Annotated in this window: 20 protein-coding genes and 1 riboswitch; of the genes, 3 read left to right on the top strand and 17 right to left on the bottom strand. The window is 65.4% G+C overall.

Going from position 1 to position 20,970, the window contains the following annotated elements:
- Position 1: 1 nt before the first annotated feature.
- Positions 2–1,192: a multidrug effflux MFS transporter gene (locus Q6A47_RS11605; RefSeq protein ID WP_304484383.1), complete on the top strand. Its 1,191-nt coding sequence runs from the start codon at positions 2–4 to the stop codon at positions 1,190–1,192.
- 38 nt (positions 1,193–1,230) lie between these two features.
- Here the strand turns inward: Q6A47_RS11605 and Q6A47_RS11610 are convergent, their stop codons facing one another.
- The 11 genes from Q6A47_RS11610 to Q6A47_RS11660 all read right to left on the bottom strand — a co-directional run bounded on the left by Q6A47_RS11610 (position 1,231) and on the right by Q6A47_RS11660 (position 12,433).
- On the bottom strand, positions 1,231–1,731 hold the full coding sequence (locus Q6A47_RS11610; protein WP_304484384.1) for a GNAT family N-acetyltransferase: 501 nt from the start codon (positions 1,729–1,731) through the stop codon (positions 1,231–1,233).
- A 77-nt stretch (positions 1,732–1,808) separates the two neighbouring features.
- A complete protein-coding gene (locus tag Q6A47_RS11615; RefSeq protein ID WP_304484385.1) occupies positions 1,809–2,399 on the bottom strand; it encodes a nucleotidyltransferase family protein in 591 nt (196 codons plus the stop codon).
- Positions 2,396–3,418 carry an XdhC family protein gene (locus tag Q6A47_RS11620; protein WP_295488267.1) on the bottom strand — a complete coding sequence of 341 codons (1,023 nt, stop codon included), beginning with the start codon at positions 3,416–3,418 and terminating at the stop codon, positions 2,396–2,398. The genes Q6A47_RS11615 and Q6A47_RS11620 overlap by 4 nt, the downstream gene beginning before the upstream one ends.
- Positions 3,419–3,471: 53 nt before the next feature.
- On the bottom strand, positions 3,472–4,812 hold the full coding sequence (locus Q6A47_RS11625) for a c-type cytochrome (protein WP_304484386.1): 1,341 nt from the start codon (positions 4,810–4,812) through the stop codon (positions 3,472–3,474).
- Between the two features lie 13 nt (positions 4,813–4,825).
- Positions 4,826–7,075, bottom strand: coding sequence for a xanthine dehydrogenase family protein molybdopterin-binding subunit (locus Q6A47_RS11630; RefSeq protein ID WP_304484387.1), 2,250 nt, complete (start codon positions 7,073–7,075; stop codon positions 4,826–4,828).
- Complete coding sequence (locus Q6A47_RS11635) at positions 7,075–7,542, bottom strand: (2Fe-2S)-binding protein (protein ID WP_039577293.1); 468 nt, start codon at positions 7,540–7,542, stop codon at positions 7,075–7,077. Before Q6A47_RS11635 ends, Q6A47_RS11630 begins: the two co-directional genes overlap by 1 nt.
- Positions 7,543–7,763: 221 nt before the next feature.
- A complete protein-coding gene (locus tag Q6A47_RS11640; protein ID WP_029614056.1) occupies positions 7,764–8,483 on the bottom strand; it encodes a TorF family putative porin in 720 nt (239 codons plus the stop codon).
- Between the two features lie 133 nt (positions 8,484–8,616).
- Positions 8,617–9,081: a hypothetical protein gene (locus Q6A47_RS11645; RefSeq protein WP_304484388.1), complete on the bottom strand. Its 465-nt coding sequence runs from the start codon at positions 9,079–9,081 to the stop codon at positions 8,617–8,619.
- 46 nt (positions 9,082–9,127) lie between these two features.
- Entirely contained in the window at positions 9,128–10,189 is a 1,062-nt protein-coding gene (locus Q6A47_RS11650; RefSeq protein WP_295488274.1) for an apurinic/apyrimidinic endonuclease family protein, read from the bottom strand.
- Positions 10,190–10,268: 79 nt separating this feature from the next.
- On the bottom strand, positions 10,269–11,843 hold the full coding sequence (locus Q6A47_RS11655) for a sensor domain-containing diguanylate cyclase (protein ID WP_369811473.1): 1,575 nt from the start codon (positions 11,841–11,843) through the stop codon (positions 10,269–10,271).
- 101 nt (positions 11,844–11,944) lie between these two features.
- Positions 11,945–12,433 (bottom strand): DUF2059 domain-containing protein, encoded by a 489-nt coding sequence (locus Q6A47_RS11660; protein WP_295488276.1) that lies wholly within the window; start codon positions 12,431–12,433, stop codon positions 11,945–11,947.
- 173 nt (positions 12,434–12,606) lie between these two features.
- Between Q6A47_RS11660 and Q6A47_RS11665 the strand changes: the two genes are divergently transcribed.
- Positions 12,607–12,945, top strand: coding sequence for a hypothetical protein (locus Q6A47_RS11665; RefSeq protein WP_080754802.1), 339 nt, complete (start codon positions 12,607–12,609; stop codon positions 12,943–12,945).
- Between the two features lie 19 nt (positions 12,946–12,964).
- On the opposite strand, the gene Q6A47_RS11670 is transcribed toward Q6A47_RS11665, so the two are convergent.
- The 3 genes from Q6A47_RS11670 to Q6A47_RS11680 form a co-directional block, all read right to left on the bottom strand.
- Positions 12,965–13,120 (bottom strand): hypothetical protein, encoded by a 156-nt coding sequence (locus Q6A47_RS11670; RefSeq protein WP_155290521.1) that lies wholly within the window; start codon positions 13,118–13,120, stop codon positions 12,965–12,967.
- A 67-nt stretch (positions 13,121–13,187) separates the two neighbouring features.
- A complete protein-coding gene (locus tag Q6A47_RS11675; RefSeq protein ID WP_295488277.1) occupies positions 13,188–14,342 on the bottom strand; it encodes an acetyltransferase domain-containing protein in 1,155 nt (384 codons plus the stop codon).
- 100 nt (positions 14,343–14,442) lie between these two features.
- A complete protein-coding gene (locus Q6A47_RS11680) occupies positions 14,443–16,572 on the bottom strand; it encodes a TonB-dependent receptor (protein WP_304484390.1) in 2,130 nt (709 codons plus the stop codon).
- 108 nt (positions 16,573–16,680) lie between these two features.
- Positions 16,681–16,883: riboswitch (cobalamin riboswitch) on the bottom strand.
- A 158-nt stretch (positions 16,884–17,041) separates the two neighbouring features.
- Here Q6A47_RS11680 and Q6A47_RS11685 point away from each other — a divergent pair.
- The gene (locus Q6A47_RS11685) at positions 17,042–17,788 is read left to right on the top strand and encodes an outer membrane beta-barrel protein (RefSeq protein WP_029614050.1); all 747 of its coding nucleotides are present in this window, start codon (positions 17,042–17,044) and stop codon (positions 17,786–17,788) included.
- 67 nt (positions 17,789–17,855) lie between these two features.
- Here Q6A47_RS11685 and Q6A47_RS11690 read toward each other — a convergent pair whose 3' ends face one another.
- The 3 genes from Q6A47_RS11690 to Q6A47_RS11700 form a co-directional block, all read right to left on the bottom strand.
- Complete coding sequence (locus Q6A47_RS11690) at positions 17,856–18,425, bottom strand: GNAT family N-acetyltransferase (protein ID WP_304484391.1); 570 nt, start codon at positions 18,423–18,425, stop codon at positions 17,856–17,858.
- Between the two features lie 109 nt (positions 18,426–18,534).
- Positions 18,535–19,926, bottom strand: coding sequence for a sensor histidine kinase (locus Q6A47_RS11695; protein ID WP_116888084.1), 1,392 nt, complete (start codon positions 19,924–19,926; stop codon positions 18,535–18,537).
- Complete coding sequence (locus tag Q6A47_RS11700; RefSeq protein ID WP_039577318.1) at positions 19,904–20,584, bottom strand: response regulator transcription factor; 681 nt, start codon at positions 20,582–20,584, stop codon at positions 19,904–19,906. The genes Q6A47_RS11695 and Q6A47_RS11700 overlap by 23 nt, the downstream gene beginning before the upstream one ends.
- Between the last annotated feature and the right edge of the window lie 386 nt (positions 20,585–20,970).

Consider the following 20,970-nt stretch of genomic DNA (forward strand, 5'->3'; position numbering starts at 1 on the left):
TATGCACGCCACCAAGCGTTACGAAAACTTCATCGTGTTCCTGGCCCCGCTGGTCAACAGCCTCGGCGGCATCGCCATCGACCTGTACGCGCCGAGCCTGCCGTCCATCGGTCGCGAATTGGGCGCAGGCCCGGCGCTGATGCAAAACACCATCACCATCACCTTGCTGTTCTATGCGCTGGGACAGTTGTTCTTCGGCATCATGGCCGACGCCCGGGGCCGACGCCCGGCGGTGCTGCTCGGGCTTGGGGTGTTCCTGGTCGGCAGCCTGCTGGCGACCGCCGCCACCTCCATCGAGATGCTGCTGTTGGCCCGCGCCCTGCAAGGTTTCGCCATTGGCGCCTGCCAGGTGGTGGCGCGAGCGGTGCTGGTGGACGTGGTCAAGGGGCCGCGATTCTATGTGGCGATCATCTACCTGAGCCTGGCCTTTGGCCTGGGCCCGGTGATCGCGCCTTATATCGGCGGCTTGATCGAAGTGCACTTCGGCTGGCGATACAACTTCGTGCTCTACGCCGCCTATGCGCTGCTGGTACTGACGTTCGTGGTCGCCGGGCTCAAGGAGTCGCTGCCCGTCGGGTCGCGGCGCCGTCCGTTGCAGACGCTGGGCGGCTACCGGGTGATTCTGGCCGACCGAGGCTTTCGCGCCGCCGTCGTGGTGCTGGGCTCGAGCTTTTCCGCGTTCCTGCTGTGGAACGTGTTCGGCCCGCACATCGTGCAGGACGTGCTCGGCCACGACGCCCACTACTTTGGCAGTACGGCCCTGGGCGTGGGCTGCTGCTACCTGACCGGCACCTTGGTCAATCGCGCGCTGATTCGCAGGCTGTCGCCGGACACCCTGATGTGGAGCGGGCTGGCGCTGTTTCTCGGCGGCGTACTGTGCATCACCGCCGCGCCCCAGACCTTGAGCCTGACGCCGCTGCTCGGTGGCATCATGCTCATCGCCTTTGGCCAGGGCTTCATCTTCTCCAACGCCATGGCCCGCTCGATGGCGCTGTTTCCCGACCGCGCTGGAGTGGCGGCGAGCCTGCAGGGTTGTTTGATGCTGGTGTTCGGCTCGCTGGCCTCGGCCAGCGTCAGTGGCCTGGACGTGCAAAGCAACCTGGCGATCGCCGGGGTGTTCGGCGTGCTGCTGCTGGTGTCGCTGTCGGGGATGGTCGGCGCGCGGGTGGCCCGGCAGGCGTCGTTGGCGTAAGGCTGCGCGCCCTGCGCGTACAGGGCGCGATCGACCGACTAGACCGGTTCCACTTCCTGCTTGTACAGGCGCATGCCGCGTGCCTGGTAATTGGCCAGGGCGGCCGGGTGGTCGAGGCTGCAGGTGTGCAGCCAGACGCGTCGAGTGCCCGGCCAGCTCCAGGCGTCGCGCAGGGCCTGGCTCAACAGGGGGCCACCGAAGCCTCGGTCGAGGAACTGCGGCGCCAGGCCGAAATAGCGAATCTCGACGTTCTCGCCATCAGGCCGTTGCAGCTCGTAATACCCGGCGATGGCCCCGCGGTGGTAGGCCACCCAGGTACGGTGGCACGCCTGACCGATCTCGGCCTGCCATTGTTCGTCTGTCCAGTGGTCCAGGTCGGTCCACGACCAGTCGCTACCCACCAGTTGGTAGAGAAAGCGATTGAACGCCGGCTGTACGATTTCGCACTCGACCACGTTCAGATCGTCACGTGCTGGCTTGGCGCGCAACTGGTCAGGGGAAGTCATCTCCAGGTAGTAGACGGTCTGGGTATCGGTCACCGGCGCAGCTCCAGGTCGTGGGCAAGGCCGCTAGGGTACCTGTGCGCGGGGGCGCCGCAAAGGGCGATGACAAGCCTTCAATGGCGCTGAAGGTCGCCTGGGGTATCGATGTCGTGCAGGATGCCGGGATCGTCGACTTCGATCACCTGGCAGGCGTGAGGATTGGCCTCGATGATCGCGCGCCCACCGTGGTCGCCGTCCAGGCGCGCCAGTGCGGGCCAGAAGCGTCGGCCGAAGATCACCGGATGGCCGCGTCGGCCTTGATAACACGGCAGCACAATCGACTGCTGATCGGCCTGGCAGGCCAGTGTCGTCAGCGTTGCCGCTGCAATCCATGGCATGTCGCCGAGCAACACGGCGACGGCGTGAGCATCGCTGGCCGCCAGGGCGTCGATGCCGGCGGCAAGGCTGGCGCCCATGCCGTCGAGCGCGTGTTCGGCGTGCACGGTGCGTACCCGACTCCCGATGCCGAGCGTAGACGGGTCGTCACCGGGGCGCAGCACCACGTAGACCCTGTCGAAGCTATCCAGCGCCCGCGCCAGCGTCGCCTGCAGGACGGTGTGCGTATCATCGAGCTGCGCCTGGCGCTTGTCGCTGCCGAACCGCGACCCTTGTCCGGCCGCCAGTACCAGCGCGGCGCAGCGCGCAGATGGGGTGGTTCGATTCATGCCGCCGGCTGCGCCAGTTCCTGGGCCTGCTTGGCCTTGGTCACGCTGACCGCCCCCGGCAGGTCTACACCATTTTTTGCCGCGAGGATTTCGGCCATCACGCTCACGGCGATTTCCGCAGGGGTCTTGCTGCCGATGTAGATTCCGATGGGCCCGCGCAGGCGGGCGAGGCTTGCCGGGGTCTGCTCGAAATGCTCGATCAGCCGTGCCCGACGCTGCTGGCTGTTGCGCCGCGAACCGATGGCGCCGATGTAGAATGCCGGGCCCTGCAGGGCTTCGAGCAGGGCCAGGTCATCGAGCTTGGGGTCGTGGCTGACGGCGACGATGCAGGTGCGCAGGTCGGCGGCGAAGTCGCGCACCACGTCGTCGGGCATGCCCACCCGGCAGTCCACCCCGGCCACGTTCCAGCCGGCGATGTACTCCGGCCGTGGATCGCACACCGACACGCGAAAACCGTTGAACAGGGCCATGGTCGCCAGGTATTCGGCCAGCGCGCCGGCACCGATCAACAGCAGGCGATACCCGGGACCGAGGGTGTTGACCAGGTACTGGCCATCGCAGCTGAACTGCTCGGGCGTGGCGGTGACCAGCAAGGTCGCTTCTCCGTCATGCAGGGCCACTTGGCGGCGCACCAGGTGACCGCTGTCGAGGCGTTCGAGCAAGTGGGACAACGACTGCCAGCAGGGCGAGAATTCCAGGATCAGTTCCAGTGTGCCGCCACAGGGCAGGCCGAAGCGGTGCGCTTCGTCGGCGCTGACGCCATAGCGCACCTGCTGCGGCGGGCTGTCGGGCAAGCCAGGGCCGCCGTAGGCGTCGGTGTATCGATGGATCAGGTCGTCCTCGATGCAGCCACCGGAGACGCTGCCAACCACCCGGCCGTCGGCGCGCAGGGCCATCATCGAGCCAACCGGGCGCGGCGAGGAACCCCAGGTGTGGGCAACCGTGGCCAACAGCACGCGGTGGCCGGCCTGCAGCCAGTCCCGCGCCGTGCGCAGCACCAGCAGGTCGATACTTTCCATGGGCACTCCTTGGGCGATTCGAGACCCGCTGCGTCTGGCGCAGCGGGTGAGTTTCAGCGCATGTGCAGCACGATCGGGCTGCTGCTGGCCGGGTCGGTGTGCTCACGCAGCTTGGCAACGTCTTTGGCATCGACGGCACCGCCGTGGTTCCCCCAGGCGCTGCGCACATAGCTCAGCACCTGGGCGATTTCCTCGTCGCTCATCTGCTGACGCAGCGCCGGCATGCGGTAGGCGTCCGGCACCCCGGCCGCGACGATGCGCTGCGAGCCGTTCAAGGTGATGTTGATCGCCGAAGCGTTCTCCTTGGCCAGCATCGAGCTGGCGCCGGCCAGCGGTGGAATCCATTCGGCCTGGCCCTGGCCTTGAAGCCCGTGGCACGACGCACAGCGGGTGACGTAGCTGTGCGCGCCGGGCTTGTCCAGCTCGCTGGCCGCCGACACCGCCTGGTACTGCCAGGGCGTGCCGTCGCGCGCAGGGTCGCCCGGCAGCGACTTGAGGTAGCGGGCGATGGCGCCCAGGTCGTCGTCGCTCATGAACTGCGTGGAGTTGTTGAAGGCCTCGGTCATCGAGCCGTAGACCACCGCGTGCTGGTTACGCCCGGTCTTGAGGAACTGCACCATGTCCGCCTCGCTCCAGCGGCCCAACCCGGTGTTGGGGTCTTGGCGCAGGCTCGGCGCATACCAGCCGTCGAGCAGGGCGCCAGCGAGAAACGCCTGGCCAGACTCGTCGAGCGCCTTTTCGTTGAACGCCAGCCCCCGCGGCGTATGACAACTGCCGCAGTGCCCTGGACCCTGGACGATGTAGGCGCCCCGGTTCCACAGCGGGTCTTCGGTAGCCTTCTGCGCGTACGGCGTATCGGCCGCGAAAAGCCCGTTCCACAGGGTGATCGGCCAGCGCATGTTCAGTGGCCAGGGAATGTCGCTGGGGATATTGGCCTGCTGGACCGGCTGTACACCTTGCATGAAGAAGGCATACAGCGCGCGCACGTCGTCATCGCTGAGCTTGGCGTAAGACGGGTAGGGCATGGCCGGGTACAGCCGCCGCCCACCGGGTGCGACGCCATGGCGGACGGCGCGGTCGAAGTCGGCCAGGCTATAGGCGCCGATGCCGGTGTCACGGTCGGGGGTGATGTTGGTGGCATGGATCGCGCCCAGCGGGGTGGCCATTTCCAGCCCACCGGCGAACGGCGCCTGGCCAGGCAGGCTATGGCAGGCCACGCAGTCGCTCAGGCGCGCGACGTACTCGCCGCGGCTGACCAAGGCGCGATCCTGCTCGGCCGCCTGCTGCTCGAACGGCGAGGCGATCTCGCGGTTGACGTACCAGGCAGTGAAACCGGCAGCGACCAGGCACGGCAGCGCCAACCAGCGGAGGGTGGTGGACAATCGATTGTTCATGGCGGCTTCCGTGTCAGGCGAAGGTATGACGGCTCAGGGGCAGGCTGCGTACGCGCTGGCCGGTCAGCCGCGCGACGGCGTTGGCCACTGCAGGCGCCACGGCCGGCAACGGCGGCTCGCCGATGCCGCCCATCTTCGCGCCGCTCTCGACGATGCGCACATGCACCCGGGCCATGCGCGACGGCGGCAGGATCGGGTACAGATCGTAGTTGCGCGCGCGCGGCAGGCCATTGACGTACACCGCTTCCTCCACCAGCGTCTGCGACAGGCCCAGGGCCACGGCGCCGTTGACCTGATGCTCGATGATCGACGGGTTGACGATGCTGCCTGGGTCGATCGCCTGCCAGATGTCATGCACTTTGACCTGGCCGTTCTCCAGCGACACCTCGGCGATCACTGCCGCCTCCGAGCCGAACGGCGAGGCCATGGCCACGCCACGGGCCCGTCGGGAGCCGTCCTCGGCGGTGAAGGGGCCCGGCTTCCAGCCGCCGGACAGCTCGCCCACGGCCTTGAGCAGGGTGGTCAGGCGTGCATTGTCGCGCAGCAGGTGCAGGCGCAGCTCGAAGGGATCCTGGCCGCCTTTGTCGGCCAACTCGTCGATGAACGATTCGTAGAAGAAGTCGTTCAGCGAGTTGCCCACCGAGCGCCAGTAGCCGAGCATGGCCGGGCCTTTGACGTAGATCTGCGCGATGCGTTTGTTGACGATGGCGTAGGCTTTGCCCGACAGCCCTTCCAGCGCGGTCGGATCGATCTTTTCACCCTGCTTGCCAGCCAGGGCTTCGGTCGGGCCTTCAGTGGCACTGACCGCCTCGATGGCCACCGGCAGGCCTTTGTCGTCGAGTCCAGCGCGGAATTTCACCACTGCCACCGGGCGCAGCACGTCACGCAGGAATTCTTCCTCGCGAGTCCAGATCAGCTTCACCGGACGGCCGACCGCCTTGGCCAGGGCAATGGCTTGGGGATAAGGGTTGGCCGATTCGTAGAGGAAGTGGCGACCGAAGAACCCGCCCAACAGCGGCGAGTGCAGAATGATCTGCTCCTTGGTCAGGCCGGTGCGCTGGGCGATGTCGTCGCGGAACATGTCCGGCGCCTGGTTCGGCAGCCACACCTCCAGCGAGCCGTCGGCATTGAAGCGGGCCAGGGCTGACGGCGGCTCGAGCTGGGCGTGGTTGAGGTATTGATTGTGGTAGGTGGCTTCTACCTGGGTCTTGGCGCCCTTGAGCGCCTCGGCCACATCGCCTTCATGCTCGTCGTCGCGTGACGGGCCGGTCTGCGCGGCCAGATGATCGCGCCAGGCGTCGCTGGAGAAGTCGGCCGGCATCGCACGCACCTTCACGTCGGCGCCAGGTTCTTGCCAGTCCACTTGCACGGCTTCGGCGCCACGCTTGGCGTGCCACCAACGCTCGGCCACCACGGCCACGGCGCCGGGCAGTACATGCACCGAGTGCACGCCTTTCATGGCTTTGACCTGCGCCTCGTTGCGCAGGCTGGCGACACTCATGCCCAGGCGCGGGGCGTGTTGCACGGCGGCGTGGAGCATGTCGTCGACGGCGATGTCGATGCAGTACTGCGCCTTGCCGGTGGATTTGTCATAGGCATCCAGACGCCGCACAGGTTTGCCGATCCAGCGGAACTGGCTGGGGTCGCGCAGCTTGACGGTGCTCGGGTCCGGCACGGGCAGGTCCAGGGCACCGCTGGCCAGTTCGCCATAGTCCAGCGAGCGCCCCGAGGCGGCGTGCAGCACTTTGCCCGGCTCGGTGGTGAGCTCGCCGACCGGCACCGTCAGTTTCTGGGCCGCCGCCTGCAGTAGCATGGCGCGGGCCAGGGCACCGAGGCGGCGCATGGTCGGGTAGCTCATGCGCACCGACATGCTGCCGCCGGTGATGCGCATGCCGTTTTCCATGACCACGTAGGCTTCGCCGGGCGGCGCGCTCTGGACCACGAAGCGGGCAGGGTCCAGGTCGAGTTCTTCACCGACGATCTGCGCCATGGCGGTATGGGTGCCTTGGCCGCCCTCCATGAATGGGCACAGCAGGCGCACGCTGCCGTCGGGGCGCAGTTCCAGGAACGCCGGCACCTGGGTGCCGCGTTGATCGGCGGCGGCCGTTGCTGCCTGAACCCGCGCCGAGCCCAGCGGCAGGCCGAAGCCGAGCACCAGTGCGCCGATGGCGCTGCCGGCCAGGAAGCGTCGGCGCGACAGGTTCAGTGGACGATCCAGCGGCAGGTCAGGCAGGGCCAGGGCACGTTCGAACAGGGCGTTCATCAGGCGCTCTCCTTCCCGGCGGGCTGGGTGGCGAGCGCATGCACGGCGGCATGGATCGCATTGTAGGTACCGCAGCGGCACAGGTTGACCATCGCCGCGCTGATCTGCTCGTCGCTGGGCGCCGGTGTGTGCTTGAGCAGCGCCGTAGCGGCCATCACCTGGCCGGACTGGCAGTAGCCACACTGCGCCACCTGCTGGTCGACCCAAGTGGCGACCACGCGCTGGCCGACCGGGTCGGCTTCGATCGCTTCGATGGTGGTGACTTCACGGCCGACCACTCCGGCCACCGGGGTGACGCAGGCGCGCACCACATTGCCGTCCACCAGCACCGAGCAGGCGCCGCACTGCGCCAGGCCGCAGCCGTACTTGGTGCCGGTCAGGCCGAGGTCGTCGCGGATCACCCACAGCAGGGGCGTGTCGTCGTCGGCGTCGACCTGGTAGGTCTTCTGGTTGATGCGTAGTTCCATGGCGTTCACCCGCTGATCATCGGTTCTTGTGTCGTCGTTATAGGCAGCACGGCGCAGCGAGGCGCGGCACTGGCAGGATGACCTGGGCTGGGCAGCGAGGCGGATTCCTGACCTGAAAACTCTAGACCGTGGCAGGGATGTTTCCTATCCATCGGTCAGCAAGTTCAGAGGATCAGGCAAGGATTCAGGTGGATTGCGCTAGGCATGCGCCGCAGAGACGTTCAGAAGAAGCTGCGCTGGGCCTTGAGCGTGACCATGCCGTCGCAGAAGGTATTCATGCCCGAGTACGCCCCGCAGCCGCCGCCACTGAGGTCGGAGTTGCTGTAGATCAGGTCGAGGTCCATGCCCAGCCAGGGCCGCGACAGTTGCAGCGACCAGTCATTGAAGCTGTCGACCTGACTGCCGTCGCCAATGGTGTATGGCGTGCCCAGGCGATGGTGCGCCACCTTCAGGGTGACGCTTGCCTGGATCAGCGGCACGTGGCCGAAATCGGCGAACAGGGTGCCGGTGCGATTGCTCGGGTTGTCGTTCAGCGCGCCGCCTAAGCGCGTGCCGAGCAGGGACAGGCCGCCGTACAGCGCGTGGCTGTCGGGGCGCGAGAGCGTGGGGTAGCTGTAGCGGATCAGGCCCGCTTCATAGCCGAGGCTGTCGGTGAAGCGCTGCTTGTAACCCAAGTAACTGTCGAGCTTGAAGGTGGAGGCCGCACTCAGGCCCATGCTGGGAGCGTACTGGCCGACGTACCAGCCGCTGCGGTGGGTGAGGTCCAGGCCGCCATGAAAGGCGCCGGACGCGCTGGGTGAGATCAGTCCCTGAGCCATGCTGCGCGAGGGCGTGGTGCCAAGCTTGAAGTCGAAATCGCCCAGTTGTCGTTGGATCTGCTGGGCCGCGAGAGGGGCGCTGAAAAGCAGCGTCGCGCTCAGCAACAGGAGGGGCCTGGTCATGCGCGCTGTCCTGGAAGTGCCGTGTCAGAGCCCCAGAGGATACAACCACAACGCTATTGAGAAAACCTCGCTTGTCGCTGAGCGCTGGTCGCTGGGCCGATAGCTCGCGTATCGACCCTCGAGCGGCGCGACCTTAGCTGCCGCCGCCAGCACCACCACCGCCAGCGCCACCACCACCGGAGCCTGTGCCGCCACCCATGCCGCCGCCATTGCCCGTGGAACCCGAGCCATTGCCCATGCTGCCGGAACCGTTGCCTGTGGTGCCGGAACCGTTACCCATGCTGCCCGAGCCATTGCCCGTGGTGCCCGAGCCGTTGCCCATGCTACCGGTTCCGGTGCCATCGCCACCGGTGCCATGGGTGCCGTTTTCGCGGGTGGTGCCGCTGCCTGAGCCTATGCTGTCGCCCGGCGTGCCCATGCCGCTGGCGCCCCCTTGCTGGGTGCCCATGCCGCTGGCGCCCCCTTGCTGGGTGCCCATGCCGGGGGTCTGCTGGCCCGGCGTGCGCTGGTCATTCATGTCCGTGGCGGCCATGGCGAAGGGTGTGCCTGCGGCCAGGCACAGGACGAAGAGACCTGCGTGAATGCGTTTGCCGATCATGATGGATCTCCTGTTGCTGAAGGGATGCCCTTGATCGGGCAGCGCTTCAGTCCAGGGGTGCTGCCGGATCGACCGAAGGTCGCAGTGTCTGGGGCGCCTGTATGTAGCGCTCGAAGAAGTCCTGGGTGGCAAGGTTCTTGTGCTTGGCTTCGAACATGATGTCGAAACGATCGATGAACTGCAGTGCATAGCGGTTGGTCCAGTCGTTCCACATGCACTCGCTGTGCTGGTACAGGTCACGCTTGGGCACGTGCTCCAGCAACGCCGGGAGGGTCAGTTTCTCGGTGGCGCTGAAGCCCAGTGCTTGCAGACGCTCGGGCGGTTGCGAGTAGTGCATGGTCGGCCGCACGCCGCGCCAACTGTCGATGATCTGCGCGACCCTGGGCGCGTGCGGTTCGATGTAGTCGTTCTCGTGGATCCAGCAATGATGGATGTCGAGCACCACCGGCGCGAGGTCGGCCAGGCCCAGGCAATCGTCGACGCCGTAGGTCTTCTCATCGTTCTCGAACGTGATGACGTTGCGCGCTTCGCTGGACAACCGTGGCCACACGGCCCGGATGCCGTCGGCGCCGAGGCGACCGGCGATGTGGAGGTTGCATTTGAAATCCTGGAAACGCTGGCCGTAGCCCATCCAGCGGATCATGTCGGCGTGGTACTCGAACTCTGCCAGGCTGTTCTCGACCACCTCGGGACGGTCCGAGCCGAGCACGCAGTACTGACCTGGGTGAAACGAAAGGCGGATGTCATGGGCACGGGCGAAGGCACCGAGGGCAGCGAAGCGTTGCTGCAACAGCGTTTGCACGTCGGCGTCCTGGTAGAACGCGGCGACGTCGGGATGGCTGTACAGCGGCAGCAGGTCGCTGGACAGGCGCAGCATGTGCAGCATCGGCGGCAGCTCGGCGACGTGGGCCAGCAGGCGCAACTGGGCGTCGAGGTTGTGCTCCACCAGTTCCAGCAATTTGGCCCGCGCCGCCTCCTGGCTGGCGCCTGACAGCCAGCGCAGGGTGGTGGTGCGCGGGTTGAAGGCGCGTTCGATGGCTTCCAGTGCCTTGATTGACTGGTCGCGGTGGGGATGGCGGTACTGGCAGGCAAAACCGAGGCGCGGCATGAACTGTGTCCTGAGCGGGGCAAGGAGGTCTTTGTCTAGGACAGCGCAGCGGGGTCAGTCGATCCACTGCGATTGCGGGTCAACTCTCGCTGACCTGCACGCGATTGCGTCCGCTGTGCTTGGCCAGGTAGAGGGCTCGGTCGGCATGGCTCAGGGCTTGCGCGGGATCGTCGACGCCACCGCTCCAACGCGCCACCCCCAGAGAAATGGTCACCGCGCCGACAGGCTCGATGGGCGTGTCCTGCACCACCAGTCGCAGGCGCTCGGCCACCACGGCTGCGACTTCCAGGCTAGCATCTGGCAGCAGCATGAGAAATTCCTCGCCGCCTGTACGGCACAGCACGTCGCCTTCGCGGCAGCAGGTGCGCATGAGGCCGGCCAGTGCGCGCAGCACCTGGTCGCCGACATCGTGGCCGTGCTGGTCGTTGACCCGCTTGAAATGGTCGATGTCGAGCACGATGGCGCAGAACGGGCGCTCGTCGGCCTGCAGCAGCGACAGGGTGAAGTCCAGTCGACGGCGGTTGCCCAGGCCCGTGAGTGGATCGGTCTGCGCGTCCTGGTTGAGCCGGCCGATGCGTTCTTGCAGCAGCTTCAGGCTGAACAGCAAGGCGCGCTTGAGCTCGGCGGCCTCGAAGTACCAGGCGCGCACGCCATGGATACGTTCCAGGGTGTCAGGTCGGTCGAATGCACGCGCGCCTGCGGCCAGCTCCCAGAGGGGCCGGGTGATGGTCAGCGCCAGCCACCACAGGGCGATACCGGCCAGCAAGGCCAACGGCACTGAGAGTTCCACCACGTCGAGGATCAAGCGCTTGGTGGGTGCCAGGGTCTGCGTCAACGGCTGCTGGGCAACGATGCCCCAGCCAGTGCTGGGTACCGTGGCAAAGCCGGCGAGCATGTCCACGCCGAAACTGTTGGTCACCTGCTGCACGCCATTGCCGCGGCTGTGCAGTTCGTTGATCAGGCTGTTGGTCTTGACCAGCATGCCCACGCGGTTGGGGTCAGGGTGATAGAGCATGCGGCGCTCGGCATCGACCACGTAGATGTACGAGCCGTCCTGATAAAAATGCTCGCCCAGCAGTTTCTCCAGAATGTTGTGCTGGCGCAGGTACAGGCTGCCGCCGACGTAACCCAGGTAGCGACCGTCTTCGCTGAAGATCGGCTGCGACGCGACCACGATGAGGTTGTTGGCAGCGGAGACGAACGGCGACGACACCATCGGCCGTTTGACCCGCAACGCCTCGAGGGTGCCTGGGCTGTCCATGCGCTGGCCGACGATGCTGCGCAGGGGCGCGGGAGAGATTGCGCGCAGCACGCCTTGGTTGTCGACGACGAAGGTGGAGTTGAAGGCGCTGCTTTGGGCCAGCAGCCGTTCGGTTTCCTCTCGCACCGGGGTGTCGTCGTTCAGGGCCTGCGGCAGGTTGCGGGCACTGAAGGCCAATTGCTTGAGCGCGTTCTGCATGAACAGCTCGGTAATCGACGCCAACTTGGCCGCGTAGACCCGGTTGGACTCCAGCGCGTGATCGATGAGCAACTGGCGCTGTACTCGGTAGCTGGCGAAGTAGCTGCTCAGAAGCATCACAACGGCGGTGAGCGCCGACAGCAGGAGGATGAGCGTGCGCAGATCCATGCGCAGGCCTTTTTTAGCGTTTGGCAATCCTAGGCTCGCTGACTGGGTGGTCGGAATAACCTTACTCGGAATGTGCGGTGGCAGCTATGGGGCGTGGCGAATAGGCCGCGAAAATGCCTCGCCGACTTTCAGCGATCTTCAGTAGCGGGCGCTGCGAGGTTCGCCAGTTCGTCCTGCACTTGTTGCATGCGCTGCGCGGCCAGGGCCTGGACTTGCTTGTCCTGGGCGGTGGCGCGCATCAACCCGGTGAGCTTTTCGCTCAGACGCTTGCCTTCTTCGCTTTCCCCCAGCGCCCGTGCCTTGGCCGGGTCCTGGGTGGCCGCGACGATGGTGTCGAATTCGGCATCGGTGAAGTGCTTTTCGCTGTAGAGCTTGAACAGGTCGTTGCGCTGGTCTTCCACGGTCAGGTGCTTGCGCAGCACCTGCTTGATGGTGTCCTGCGGCACGGACGGGTGGGTCATCGCCAGCAATTGGGCCATGCGCTCGATGTTGTGGTCGTAGGCTTGCTGCAGCGGCAGGTTGGCCAGAATGCGCTCTTCGCGGGTGGGTTTCTGGTCGCAGGCGGCGAGGGCGGCGAGCAGCAGCAGGGGCAGCAACAGTTTCGGCAGGCGGGGCATGGAAGAGGCTCGGGTAAGTTCTCGACAGTGTACTGCAAGGCAGTCCGGACGACAGCGTGGGAAATGTCCTTGAGAATCGACTGGCAGCGCCGCCGTGATGCTCGACACCGCGTTTTTGACGCACAGGGCGGAGCACCCGGTTAATGCAGTTCGACTTTCAAAAGGAGCGCTTCATGCACATCGACGAACTGATTGACGCCATTGTCCCGCATCTGCCTTTCCATTCGGTGGAGGCCGCGCAAGCCTTTCTCTCGACCCTGGCGCCTGACGATCAGATCGCACTGATCTCGGCCCTGTATTTCGGCCGCTCGCACTTGGGCAGCGACTGCGTCAACGAGGACTTCCTGCCGTACCTGCGCTCTGGGCAGATGAACCGGCTGTGGGAACAGGACTCCATTGTTCCGGCCGACTTCGCCACCATCCTGTACGAAAAAGGCAGCAATCTGGCCAGCTACTACGACGCGTTCCTGCGTGCCACCAACGGTTCAGGCTACGACCGCGCCGCGTACTGATGCCGCCGGGCGGCGCGTCTCATTCCTTCAGTGGATTGCGCAGGCGCACCCAGACGATGGCGGGCAAGGCCATCAGCAGCCACTTCAGGTACTGGTTCACGGCGAAGCGTTCGCACAGCACGCCGATGGCCGTACACAGCACGACGACCACCAGGAATTGAATCATTCTGCTCATCTGACCGGCCTCGGTTGTTTGCGGGAGGGCGATGGTAACCCCATCGCCCGTCTGCCGTCGCCCCGGCTCACAAGTACTTGAGCCAGCGAATGTCGCGGCGCCGCGCCTTGAACCGGGCGAAACGCTGCACCGGCGGATACAAGGCCACGGCCAGCAGCACCGTCATCGCCCAGACGTCTGCGACGCTGCCGAAGCCGAAATAATCGCCGTGATTGCGCCCGAACATGCCGAGGGCGATCAGGTACAGCGCTTTCAGTACATAAAGGTGCAATAGATAGAAGAACATCGGCGCGCTGCCCAGCACCGTCAGCACAGTTATCCAGCGTGTATCACCCACGCGCTCGAACGCGCGCAGCAATAGCAGACCGATGCCGAGGGTGAGCAGCAGGAACAGCAGCGACGGTGGGTACTTGGTGATGTTGAGCAGGCTCATGACGGTGTGCGTGAGGTCATCATGCACTCGCCAGGCCGCTTCGCCGTAACCGTTGATGGCGCGCAACACAACGAAGCCCAACAAGGCGCCACAGCCGGCCATCAGCAATTTGCTGGCGCGCGATGCGGCATCGCTGCCGCGCGCGAACCAGGGGCCGAGGCCGTAGCCCAGGGCGATCACGCCGATCCATGGCAGCAGTGGGTAGGTGACGCGCAGGCGCAGTTGTGGCGCCACCTCGAGCCAACTGCGCTCATGCAGCACCGCCCAGGGTGCATGCCACAGCGAGTCGGGGGCGACATGCAGGCCGTCGAGCAGGTTGTGTCCGGCCACGATGAGCACACCCAGTGCCAGCAGCATCGGGCGTGGCAGCCAGATCAGCAGCGACAGGGCGATCATGCTCAGGCCGATGGCCCAGATCACCTGCAGGTAGATCACGCTGGGCGGCAGTTGCAGGCTCCAGGCGAGATTCACCAAGGTCAGTTCGAGCACCACCAGAAACAGGCCGCGCTTGAACAGGAACGCCGAAACGTCGCCCCGGCCCTGGTATTTTTCGCCATACAGCCAGGCGCTCAGACCGGTCAGCAGCACGAACACCGGCGCGCACAGGTGCGCCAGGGTGCGGCTGAAGAACAGCGCAGGCTCCGTGGTGTCGATGTCCATCGGGTCGCCGACCTGGCGGTGCAGCAGGAAAGTCTCGCGCACGTGGTCCAGCAGCATGAACAGCATGACCAGGCCACGCAGGGCGTCGATGCTGTGCAGGCGAGTAGCAGGGATGTTTGAAGTTGGCATGGGGGAAGTCTGAAAAAAGCGAGATGTTATCTTATTTCTTTTGGCGGTGTGGCGTTGTCTTGCCGCTTCGCAGGCCTTTTCCCAGCGAAGCGGCACAGCGTCAGAAGCGGTAGTCCAGCGTCGCGAAATACGACCGTGGTGTGCCCAGCAGCCACTGCTCGCCACTGTGGGCCGCGACCACATACTGGCGGTCGAACAGGTTGTTCAGTTGCAGGCCTAGACGCACCTCGGGCAGCACCTGCCAGCCAAGGTTGGCGTCCATCACGGTATAGCCCGGTACGCTGGCCAGGTTCGCAGTGTCGGCGTAACGCTGATCGACGTAGCGCAGGCCGACGCCGGCATCGACGCGCTCGCCGAAGCCTTTGCTCAGCCACAGATTGGCGGTGCGCCGAGGCACATTGGCCGGTCGATTGCCGGCACGATCCTGGAACACGCCATCGACGCTTTCATCGAAATCGTCGTACCGGGCGCGCACCACTGCGGCGTTGGCCGACAGTTGCCATTGCTGGCCCAGGTCCAGCTCCAGGCTGGCTTCCAGCCCGTCCGCGCGCTGCTGGCCGGCCTGCTGCTTGTCATGGGTCAGCGGATCGTCCACCAGCAGCTTCTTCTTGACGATGTGGTACGCCGCCAGGGTCCACTCGCCACGCCCCTCCCAGAAGCGCTGCTTGAGCCCTAGCTCGGTTTGCCTGGACTCGGTGAGGTCGTAGCCGATACGGCTGGCACTGAGGCTGACCAGGTCGCCCACGCCGTCCTCGCTGGTCGAATATTGGCCGTACAGCGACAGGTCGTCGCTGACCGCGAACACCAGACCCGCACGCCAGTTGCCGCCGTTCAGGCTGCGATCGACGCGGCTGTCGTCCACCAGGTTGTCGCGCTCGATATGGTTCTGGTCGCGGCGGATGCCGGTGACCAGCGACAAGCGCTCGCTGAGTTGGGTACGGTTTTCGGCGAACAGGGCGAAGGTGCGAGTCGTGGACAGGGTTTGCGGGCGGGTCGCGCTGGCGCTCTGGAAACGTCCCGGCGCCGGACTCCAGGGGTCGATGAAGTCGCCGGGTTGCAGGTCGTCGTAGGGCGAATTGCTGTCGACGTTGAAGCGGATCCGGTTGTACTCGGCGCCGACCACGGTCTTGCTGGTCAAACCGAACAGGGTGTGATCGAAACTCAAGCTCTGGCGGTCGCCGACCTGTTCCTGGTTGTGGCGGATTTCAAGGTAGCTTTGCCGGGCCAGCAGGTCGCGATCCGGGTCCCAGCGGTAATCCTCGGCATTGCGCCAGTGCCGACGGCTCTTGACGTAGTACAGCTGGTTGCTGGCACTGACGCTGTCGTTGATGGCCCAGTCGGTGTTCAGTCGCGTCCACTCGTCGTGGTAGCGCTGCACGTCGTTGCGGATGTTGTAGTTCTTGTCGCGCAGGCTGCCGTGCAGGCGGCCGTCGATCAGCGGGGTGCCGAAATAGTTCGCCGGCTGGTCATCGCCACGGTCGTGGGCGAGGGTGAAGCTCAGGTCGTCGCTGGCGTCGAAGCGCAGCGCCGCGTTCACCGCAAGGCTGCGCGAATCGGTGCGATCGACCCAGCCATTGCCTTGCTGCTGATTCAGGATCAGGCGGTAGCTGAGCCGCTCGCTCAGGCTACCGCCGCTGTCCAGGCCCATCTGTTGGCGGTCCCAGGAGCCGTAGCCCAGGCGCAGGTGGTTGCGAACTTCGCCTGCCAGGGGCTTTTTCGGGATCACATTGATGACCGCGCCGGTGGCACCTTCGCCGTACAACACCGAGGCCGGACCGCGAATCACGTCGATGCGCTCGACCATCCACGGGTCGACCGGAAAACTCTGGGTGCCGGCGCCCGTGTACAGGCGCGAGCCGTCGAACAGGGTCATCACCGAGCTGTGGCCGGTGAAGCCTCGGGCGGAGAGGGCGGTGTTACCGTTGCCGGGCGTGCCGATCGAGGTGATGCCCGGCGCGCGGGTCACGGCGTCCTGTACGGTGCGGTTGGCACGCTGCTGGATCTGCTCGGCGGTCAGGCTGCTGGTGCTGGCCGGGGTGTCCAAGGCGCTGAGGTTCAGGCGCGAGCCGGCCTGGGTCGGGGTGGCCAGGTCGATGCGTGGTTCTTCCAGTGTGTCGGTGACGGCCGTTGCCGGCAGTGCGAGCACGCCGCCGGTGGAGGTTTCGGCCAGGGACGGCAAGGAGACGGCCATGCAGGCGGCCAGGGTGTGAAGCGTGAAGTGTCGGGACATGTCGTTCCACTGTTGCAGGAATGAATGGATCCCGGTGGAAACAACGCAAAGACGCGCGGCCCCGCACGCAAGCGCGGGACACCGGCCTGCGCCCGCCCACCGCGGGTTTGCCAACTGAAGCTTCAGGCCGGTCTCCGGGCTTGCGAGGATCGTGAAGCCTTCACCTTCCCATGCGGGTGCACAGTGGTGTGTTGAAGGATTCGCTCGCTTACCGTTGCGGGGGCAGCGCCGGACTTGTCCGCATGGACGCACCGGCTTCCCGTTTCACCCTGCGCACGGCGGCGCAGGACACCTGAAACTGGCGCGCATATGACCACCTGCCTGGGGGCGAGTCAATCGTTTGAGGGGATGGCGATGTGACAGACCGCAAATTCACACTTTTTTCTCATATTTTTTTCGAACTTTTCTGCTGCACGTTGTCTCGAAACGACCGTTCGCCCTATTTATTCAGTCATGGAGACTTCTGCGAATGTTTACTGCAAAACTGCTGCGTCACGCTTGCGCATTGGCCCTGGTCGGCACGCCTCTGGCAGCGATGGCTGCACCCAGCACCGATCCTCTGTTCACCTTCGGCCTGCTGGGCTCTTACAACAAGTTCAAATTCGAAGGCGGCAGCGACTCCGACAAGGAGCACATGGGTCAAGGCGGCGTGTTCGCCAACTTTGGCAACAAGATGACCGCCGAATCCGGCTTCATCTACCAAGTGGGTGCCGAAGCCAAGTACGGCAAGAAAAACGACGACAAGCTCAAGGAAGCTCAGGCTGACCTGGACCTGGGCTGGCGCGCCGCGCTGGATGCGCGCAACTTCGTCGACGTGATCATCGGTGGCGGCTACAGCTGGACCCGCTTCGAACCGGAGATCAACGATCTGGACACCAAGCTGACCTACAAGTCGCCGTTCGCCAAGGCCGCGCTGGGTTACAACCACCAGTTCGACGCCTCCACCCTGCGTGTGGAAGTGGGCGCTCGTCGCAGCATCGACGGTCGCGCGCGTCTTAAGGTCGAAGACTTCGAGAGCGACAGCGTCGACATGAAGGACCGTACCAACCCGTACGCCGAAGTGTCGCTGCTGATGAACCAGCAAGGCGCCATGCCGATTCAGGCCGGCCTCTACTACACCCGCACCGAGTACAAGATCGACGAAGATTCGCCGGCTGCCGACAACACCAAGCTCAAGCGTGACGAGTTTGGCGTGAAGGTCGGTCTGGCGTTCTGACCCCGCGTGCCCCCGCCGTCCGGCAGGGGCGCAACGTGCGTGATCGGTAGGGGCTGTGCGACAGCCCCTACCGACCGCGTCGCCGCGACACGTTTGCCTCGATGTTCTTGCGTCCGATCAGCAGCGCAGGCTTTTCCGTGACCGGCTCATCGGCCAACCACTTGTACATCACCAGGCAGTCCACCAGTCCCAGGTGGGCATGGCGATAGGCCTTGGGCAGGCGCCCGACGATGTCGAAGCCCAGCTTCTGCCACAGCGCCACCGCCACCTCGTTGCTCGACACCACCGAATTGAACTGCAAGGCCAGAAAGCCTTCCTGGCGCGCCAGCTTCTGCGAGTGCTCGCACATTGCCCGGGCCACGCCGCGCCCGCGCGCCTGCTCGGTGACCATGTAACCGCAGTTGCCCACATGGGCGCCGGGGCCTGCGGCATTGGCCTTGAGGTAGTAGGAACCGAGCAACTGACCGTCGGCCTCGGCCACGTAGGTGTGCAGCGGCAGGTCGAGCCAAAGCTGGCGCGCCTGCTGCTGGGTCAGTTGCGGGTCGTAGGCGTAGGTTTCGCGCGCGTGGACGACGTGCTGGAAGGTCGGCCAGAAGCGCTCGAAGTCCTCGGCGGTCATGGGGCGGAGCTGGATCATGGGGGTTCCTGCCAGGGCTGGGCAGGCAAGTCTGGCGGCGTGGCTGGCCCCTGGCAAGCCTGGATGAGGGGTCCAAGGCTTGCCAGGGGCCATCAGACCGACGCTGGGTCTAGGCGCGCGCGTCGGCGGGTAGGCAATGCAGCACCAGACGTGCGCCGCCCCATTCGCTGCCACCGACTTCGAGGGTGAAGCCATGCAGGTCGACGATCGCCGCCACGATCGACAGCCCGAGGCCGAAGCCTGGATGACGATGGCCTTCTTCGCTGCGGTAGAAGCGTTTGAGCACGGCGGTCCGTTCCTGTTCGGGGATGCCCGGACCGCTGTCCTCGATGGCCACATGCACGCCTGCGGCGTCCTGCACGGCCTGGATGCGCACCTGTCCGCCTTCGGGAGTGAATTTGATGGCATTGCCGACCAGATTGGCCAGGGCCTCGAACAGCAGTTCGCGGTCGCCGTGCAATGCGGGCAGGTGCGCGGGCTGTTGCAGTGTCAGGCGAATACCGCCGTCTTCGGCCAGGGGCAGGTAGAAGTCGTGCAGTTCGACCAGCAGGTTGTGCGGATCGAGCTCGACGAAGCCGGCGCGGCGTTGGCGGTCTTCCAGCTCACTGATGCGCAGTAGCCCGCGAAAGCGCGCCATGAGCGTGTCGGTCTCGCCGATGGCCTGGTCGAGGGCCTCGGCCTGGGCGGAGTCGGCGCCGCTTTGCTGGCGGATGCGGTAGAGCTGGGCGCGCAGGCGGGTCAGCGGGGTGCGCAGGTCGTGAGCGATGTTGTCGCACACGCCCTTGACCTCGTGCATCAGTCGTTCGATGCGGTCGAGCATGGCGTTGACGATGGCGGCCAGCATGTCCAGCTCGTCGCGTCGCGCCGACAGCGGCAAGCGGTGGGTGAGGTCGCCGGCGACGATCAGCTCAGCGCTGGCCTGCACCGCGCGAATGCGCTTGAGCGGCCGTCTGCGCAGCAGGTACCAGCCCGCGAAGCCTGGGATCAACGTCAGCGAGATACCCCACAGCAGCGCGTGCAGGATGATCCGCGTCACCACGAACAGCGAGCCGTTATCGCGCACCAGGACCAACCAGCGGCCATCGGCCACCCGCAGACCCACGGCATCGCAACTGTCGCGCGGCAGGTGCGGATCGTCGGCGTCCAGGCAGCGCTTGAGTTCGTGGACCTTGCCATCGAGGGCGAGCTCGGACGGGACCGAGCGGATGCGCCCGCCCAGCGGATTGAGTTGTGCATCGAACAGGCCATAGGCATCGAAGCTGCGCTCCTCGAAGGCCTGGCTGGCGATAAGGGCGTCATCGAGTTGCTTGCCGGACATGTGCACGAACAGGTGCTGACGTTGCAGCATCGAGTGGCGGGTCAGCTTGTTCAGGTAGCTGGTGACCTCGAAGTACAGCACGCCCATGAGGATGCTGCTCCAGGCCACGAACAGGAAGCTGTACAGCGCCAGCAGGCGGCTGGTGGAGGAGCTCCAGCCTTTAGACGGGTTCGGCAATGGCATAGCCGGAGCCCCGTACGGTGCGGATCAGGGGCGTCTGGCCGGGGGGATCGATTTTCTTGCGCAGGCGGCCGATGTGCACGTCGATCAGGTTGGTGCCTGGGTCGAAGTGATAGCCCCAGACTTCTTCGAAGATCATCATCCGGGTGATCACCTGGCCGGAATGGCGCATGAGGAACTCGAGCAATTTGTATTCGGTGGGCAGCAGGTTGAGGCTGCTTTCGCCGCGGCGGGCTTCGTGGCTGATCAGGTCCAGCTCCAGGTCGGCGACCTGGAGGCGGGTCTGGGTCATGGGCACGCTGTTGCGACGCAACAGCACTTCGACGCGGGCGGCCATTTCATCGGAGGCGAAGGGTTTGGTGAGGTAGTCGTCACCGCCGGCACGCAGGCCGCGCACGCGTTCGTCGACGTCCGAGAGAGCGCTGATCATGAGGATGGGGGTGGCGATCTTCAAGCTGCGCAGGGTGGTGACGATGGTCAGGCCATCGACCTCCGGCAGCATGCGGTCGACGGTGATCATGTCATAGCCGCCGGCGATGGCTTTGGCCAGGCCTTCGCGGCCGTTGTCTGCCCAGTCGACTTCCAGGCCGTGGCTGGAGAGCTCGGCGACGATTTCCTGGGCGGTGACGGCGTCGTCTTCGATGGTCAGTACGCGGGGCATGCTAATAACCTGATCGGCGGGTGGATGGAGGGATTGTGCCAAAGAATAGAAAAGCAGGAATTTAAGAAAAATTCATCTTGGGTGGGGTGGGGGTGTGTTACTTCGGCGCTTTGGCCTTTTTTGGGGGGCTGCTGGTGCTGCTGCTGGGTTTGGGTGAATATCCGGTGGCTTTGGTGAGGCTTAGTCACCTTTTCGCCTTTACGGCGACCCCCTTTTTTTCTTGGAAAAAAGGGGGGCAAAAACCGCCTGCTCCCGCATACGGCCCCTTCGCTGCGCTGCGGGGTTCCCTCGCGCCGGTGGCACTCCGGGGGTACCGCGCTTAGGGGCCATCCATGGCCCCAAGCGCTTGACGGGCATCCATGCCCGTCAACCCCCTCCGTGCCACC

Source organism: Pseudomonas boreofloridensis (assembly GCF_030580795.1).
Taxonomy (GTDB): Bacteria; Pseudomonadota; Gammaproteobacteria; order Pseudomonadales; family Pseudomonadaceae; genus Aquipseudomonas; species Aquipseudomonas boreofloridensis.

Bases quoted from the DNA above. Each gene is read 5' to 3' on its own strand.
- Q6A47_RS11605 (WP_304484383.1), top strand. From the start codon at position 2: ATGCACGCCACCAAGCGTTACGAAAACTTCATCGTGTTCCTGGCCCCG.
- Q6A47_RS11615 (WP_304484385.1), bottom strand. From the start codon at position 2,399: ATGAATCGAACCACCCCATCTGCGCGCTGCGCCGCGCTGGTACTGGCG.
- Q6A47_RS11620 (WP_295488267.1), bottom strand. From the start codon at position 3,418: ATGGAAAGTATCGACCTGCTGGTGCTGCGCACGGCGCGGGACTGGCTG.
- Q6A47_RS11625 (WP_304484386.1), bottom strand. From the start codon at position 4,812: ATGAACAATCGATTGTCCACCACCCTCCGCTGGTTGGCGCTGCCGTGC.
- Q6A47_RS11630 (WP_304484387.1), bottom strand. From the start codon at position 7,075: ATGAACGCCCTGTTCGAACGTGCCCTGGCCCTGCCTGACCTGCCGCTG.
- Q6A47_RS11635 (WP_039577293.1), bottom strand. From the start codon at position 7,542: ATGGAACTACGCATCAACCAGAAGACCTACCAGGTCGACGCCGACGAC.
- Q6A47_RS11640 (WP_029614056.1), bottom strand. From the start codon at position 8,483: ATGACCAGGCCCCTCCTGTTGCTGAGCGCGACGCTGCTTTTCAGCGCC.
- Q6A47_RS11645 (WP_304484388.1), bottom strand. From the start codon at position 9,081: ATGATCGGCAAACGCATTCACGCAGGTCTCTTCGTCCTGTGCCTGGCC.
- Q6A47_RS11650 (WP_295488274.1), bottom strand. From the start codon at position 10,189: ATGCCGCGCCTCGGTTTTGCCTGCCAGTACCGCCATCCCCACCGCGAC.
- Q6A47_RS11660 (WP_295488276.1), bottom strand. From the start codon at position 12,433: ATGCCCCGCCTGCCGAAACTGTTGCTGCCCCTGCTGCTGCTCGCCGCC.
- Q6A47_RS11665 (WP_080754802.1), top strand. From the start codon at position 12,607: ATGCACATCGACGAACTGATTGACGCCATTGTCCCGCATCTGCCTTTC.
- Q6A47_RS11670 (WP_155290521.1), bottom strand. From the start codon at position 13,120: ATGAGCAGAATGATTCAATTCCTGGTGGTCGTCGTGCTGTGTACGGCC.
- Q6A47_RS11675 (WP_295488277.1), bottom strand. From the start codon at position 14,342: ATGCCAACTTCAAACATCCCTGCTACTCGCCTGCACAGCATCGACGCC.
- Q6A47_RS11680 (WP_304484390.1), bottom strand. From the start codon at position 16,572: ATGTCCCGACACTTCACGCTTCACACCCTGGCCGCCTGCATGGCCGTC.
- Q6A47_RS11685 (WP_029614050.1), top strand. From the start codon at position 17,042: ATGTTTACTGCAAAACTGCTGCGTCACGCTTGCGCATTGGCCCTGGTC.
- Q6A47_RS11690 (WP_304484391.1), bottom strand. From the start codon at position 18,425: ATGATCCAGCTCCGCCCCATGACCGCCGAGGACTTCGAGCGCTTCTGG.
- Q6A47_RS11695 (WP_116888084.1), bottom strand. From the start codon at position 19,926: ATGCCATTGCCGAACCCGTCTAAAGGCTGGAGCTCCTCCACCAGCCGC.
- Q6A47_RS11700 (WP_039577318.1), bottom strand. From the start codon at position 20,584: ATGCCCCGCGTACTGACCATCGAAGACGACGCCGTCACCGCCCAGGAA.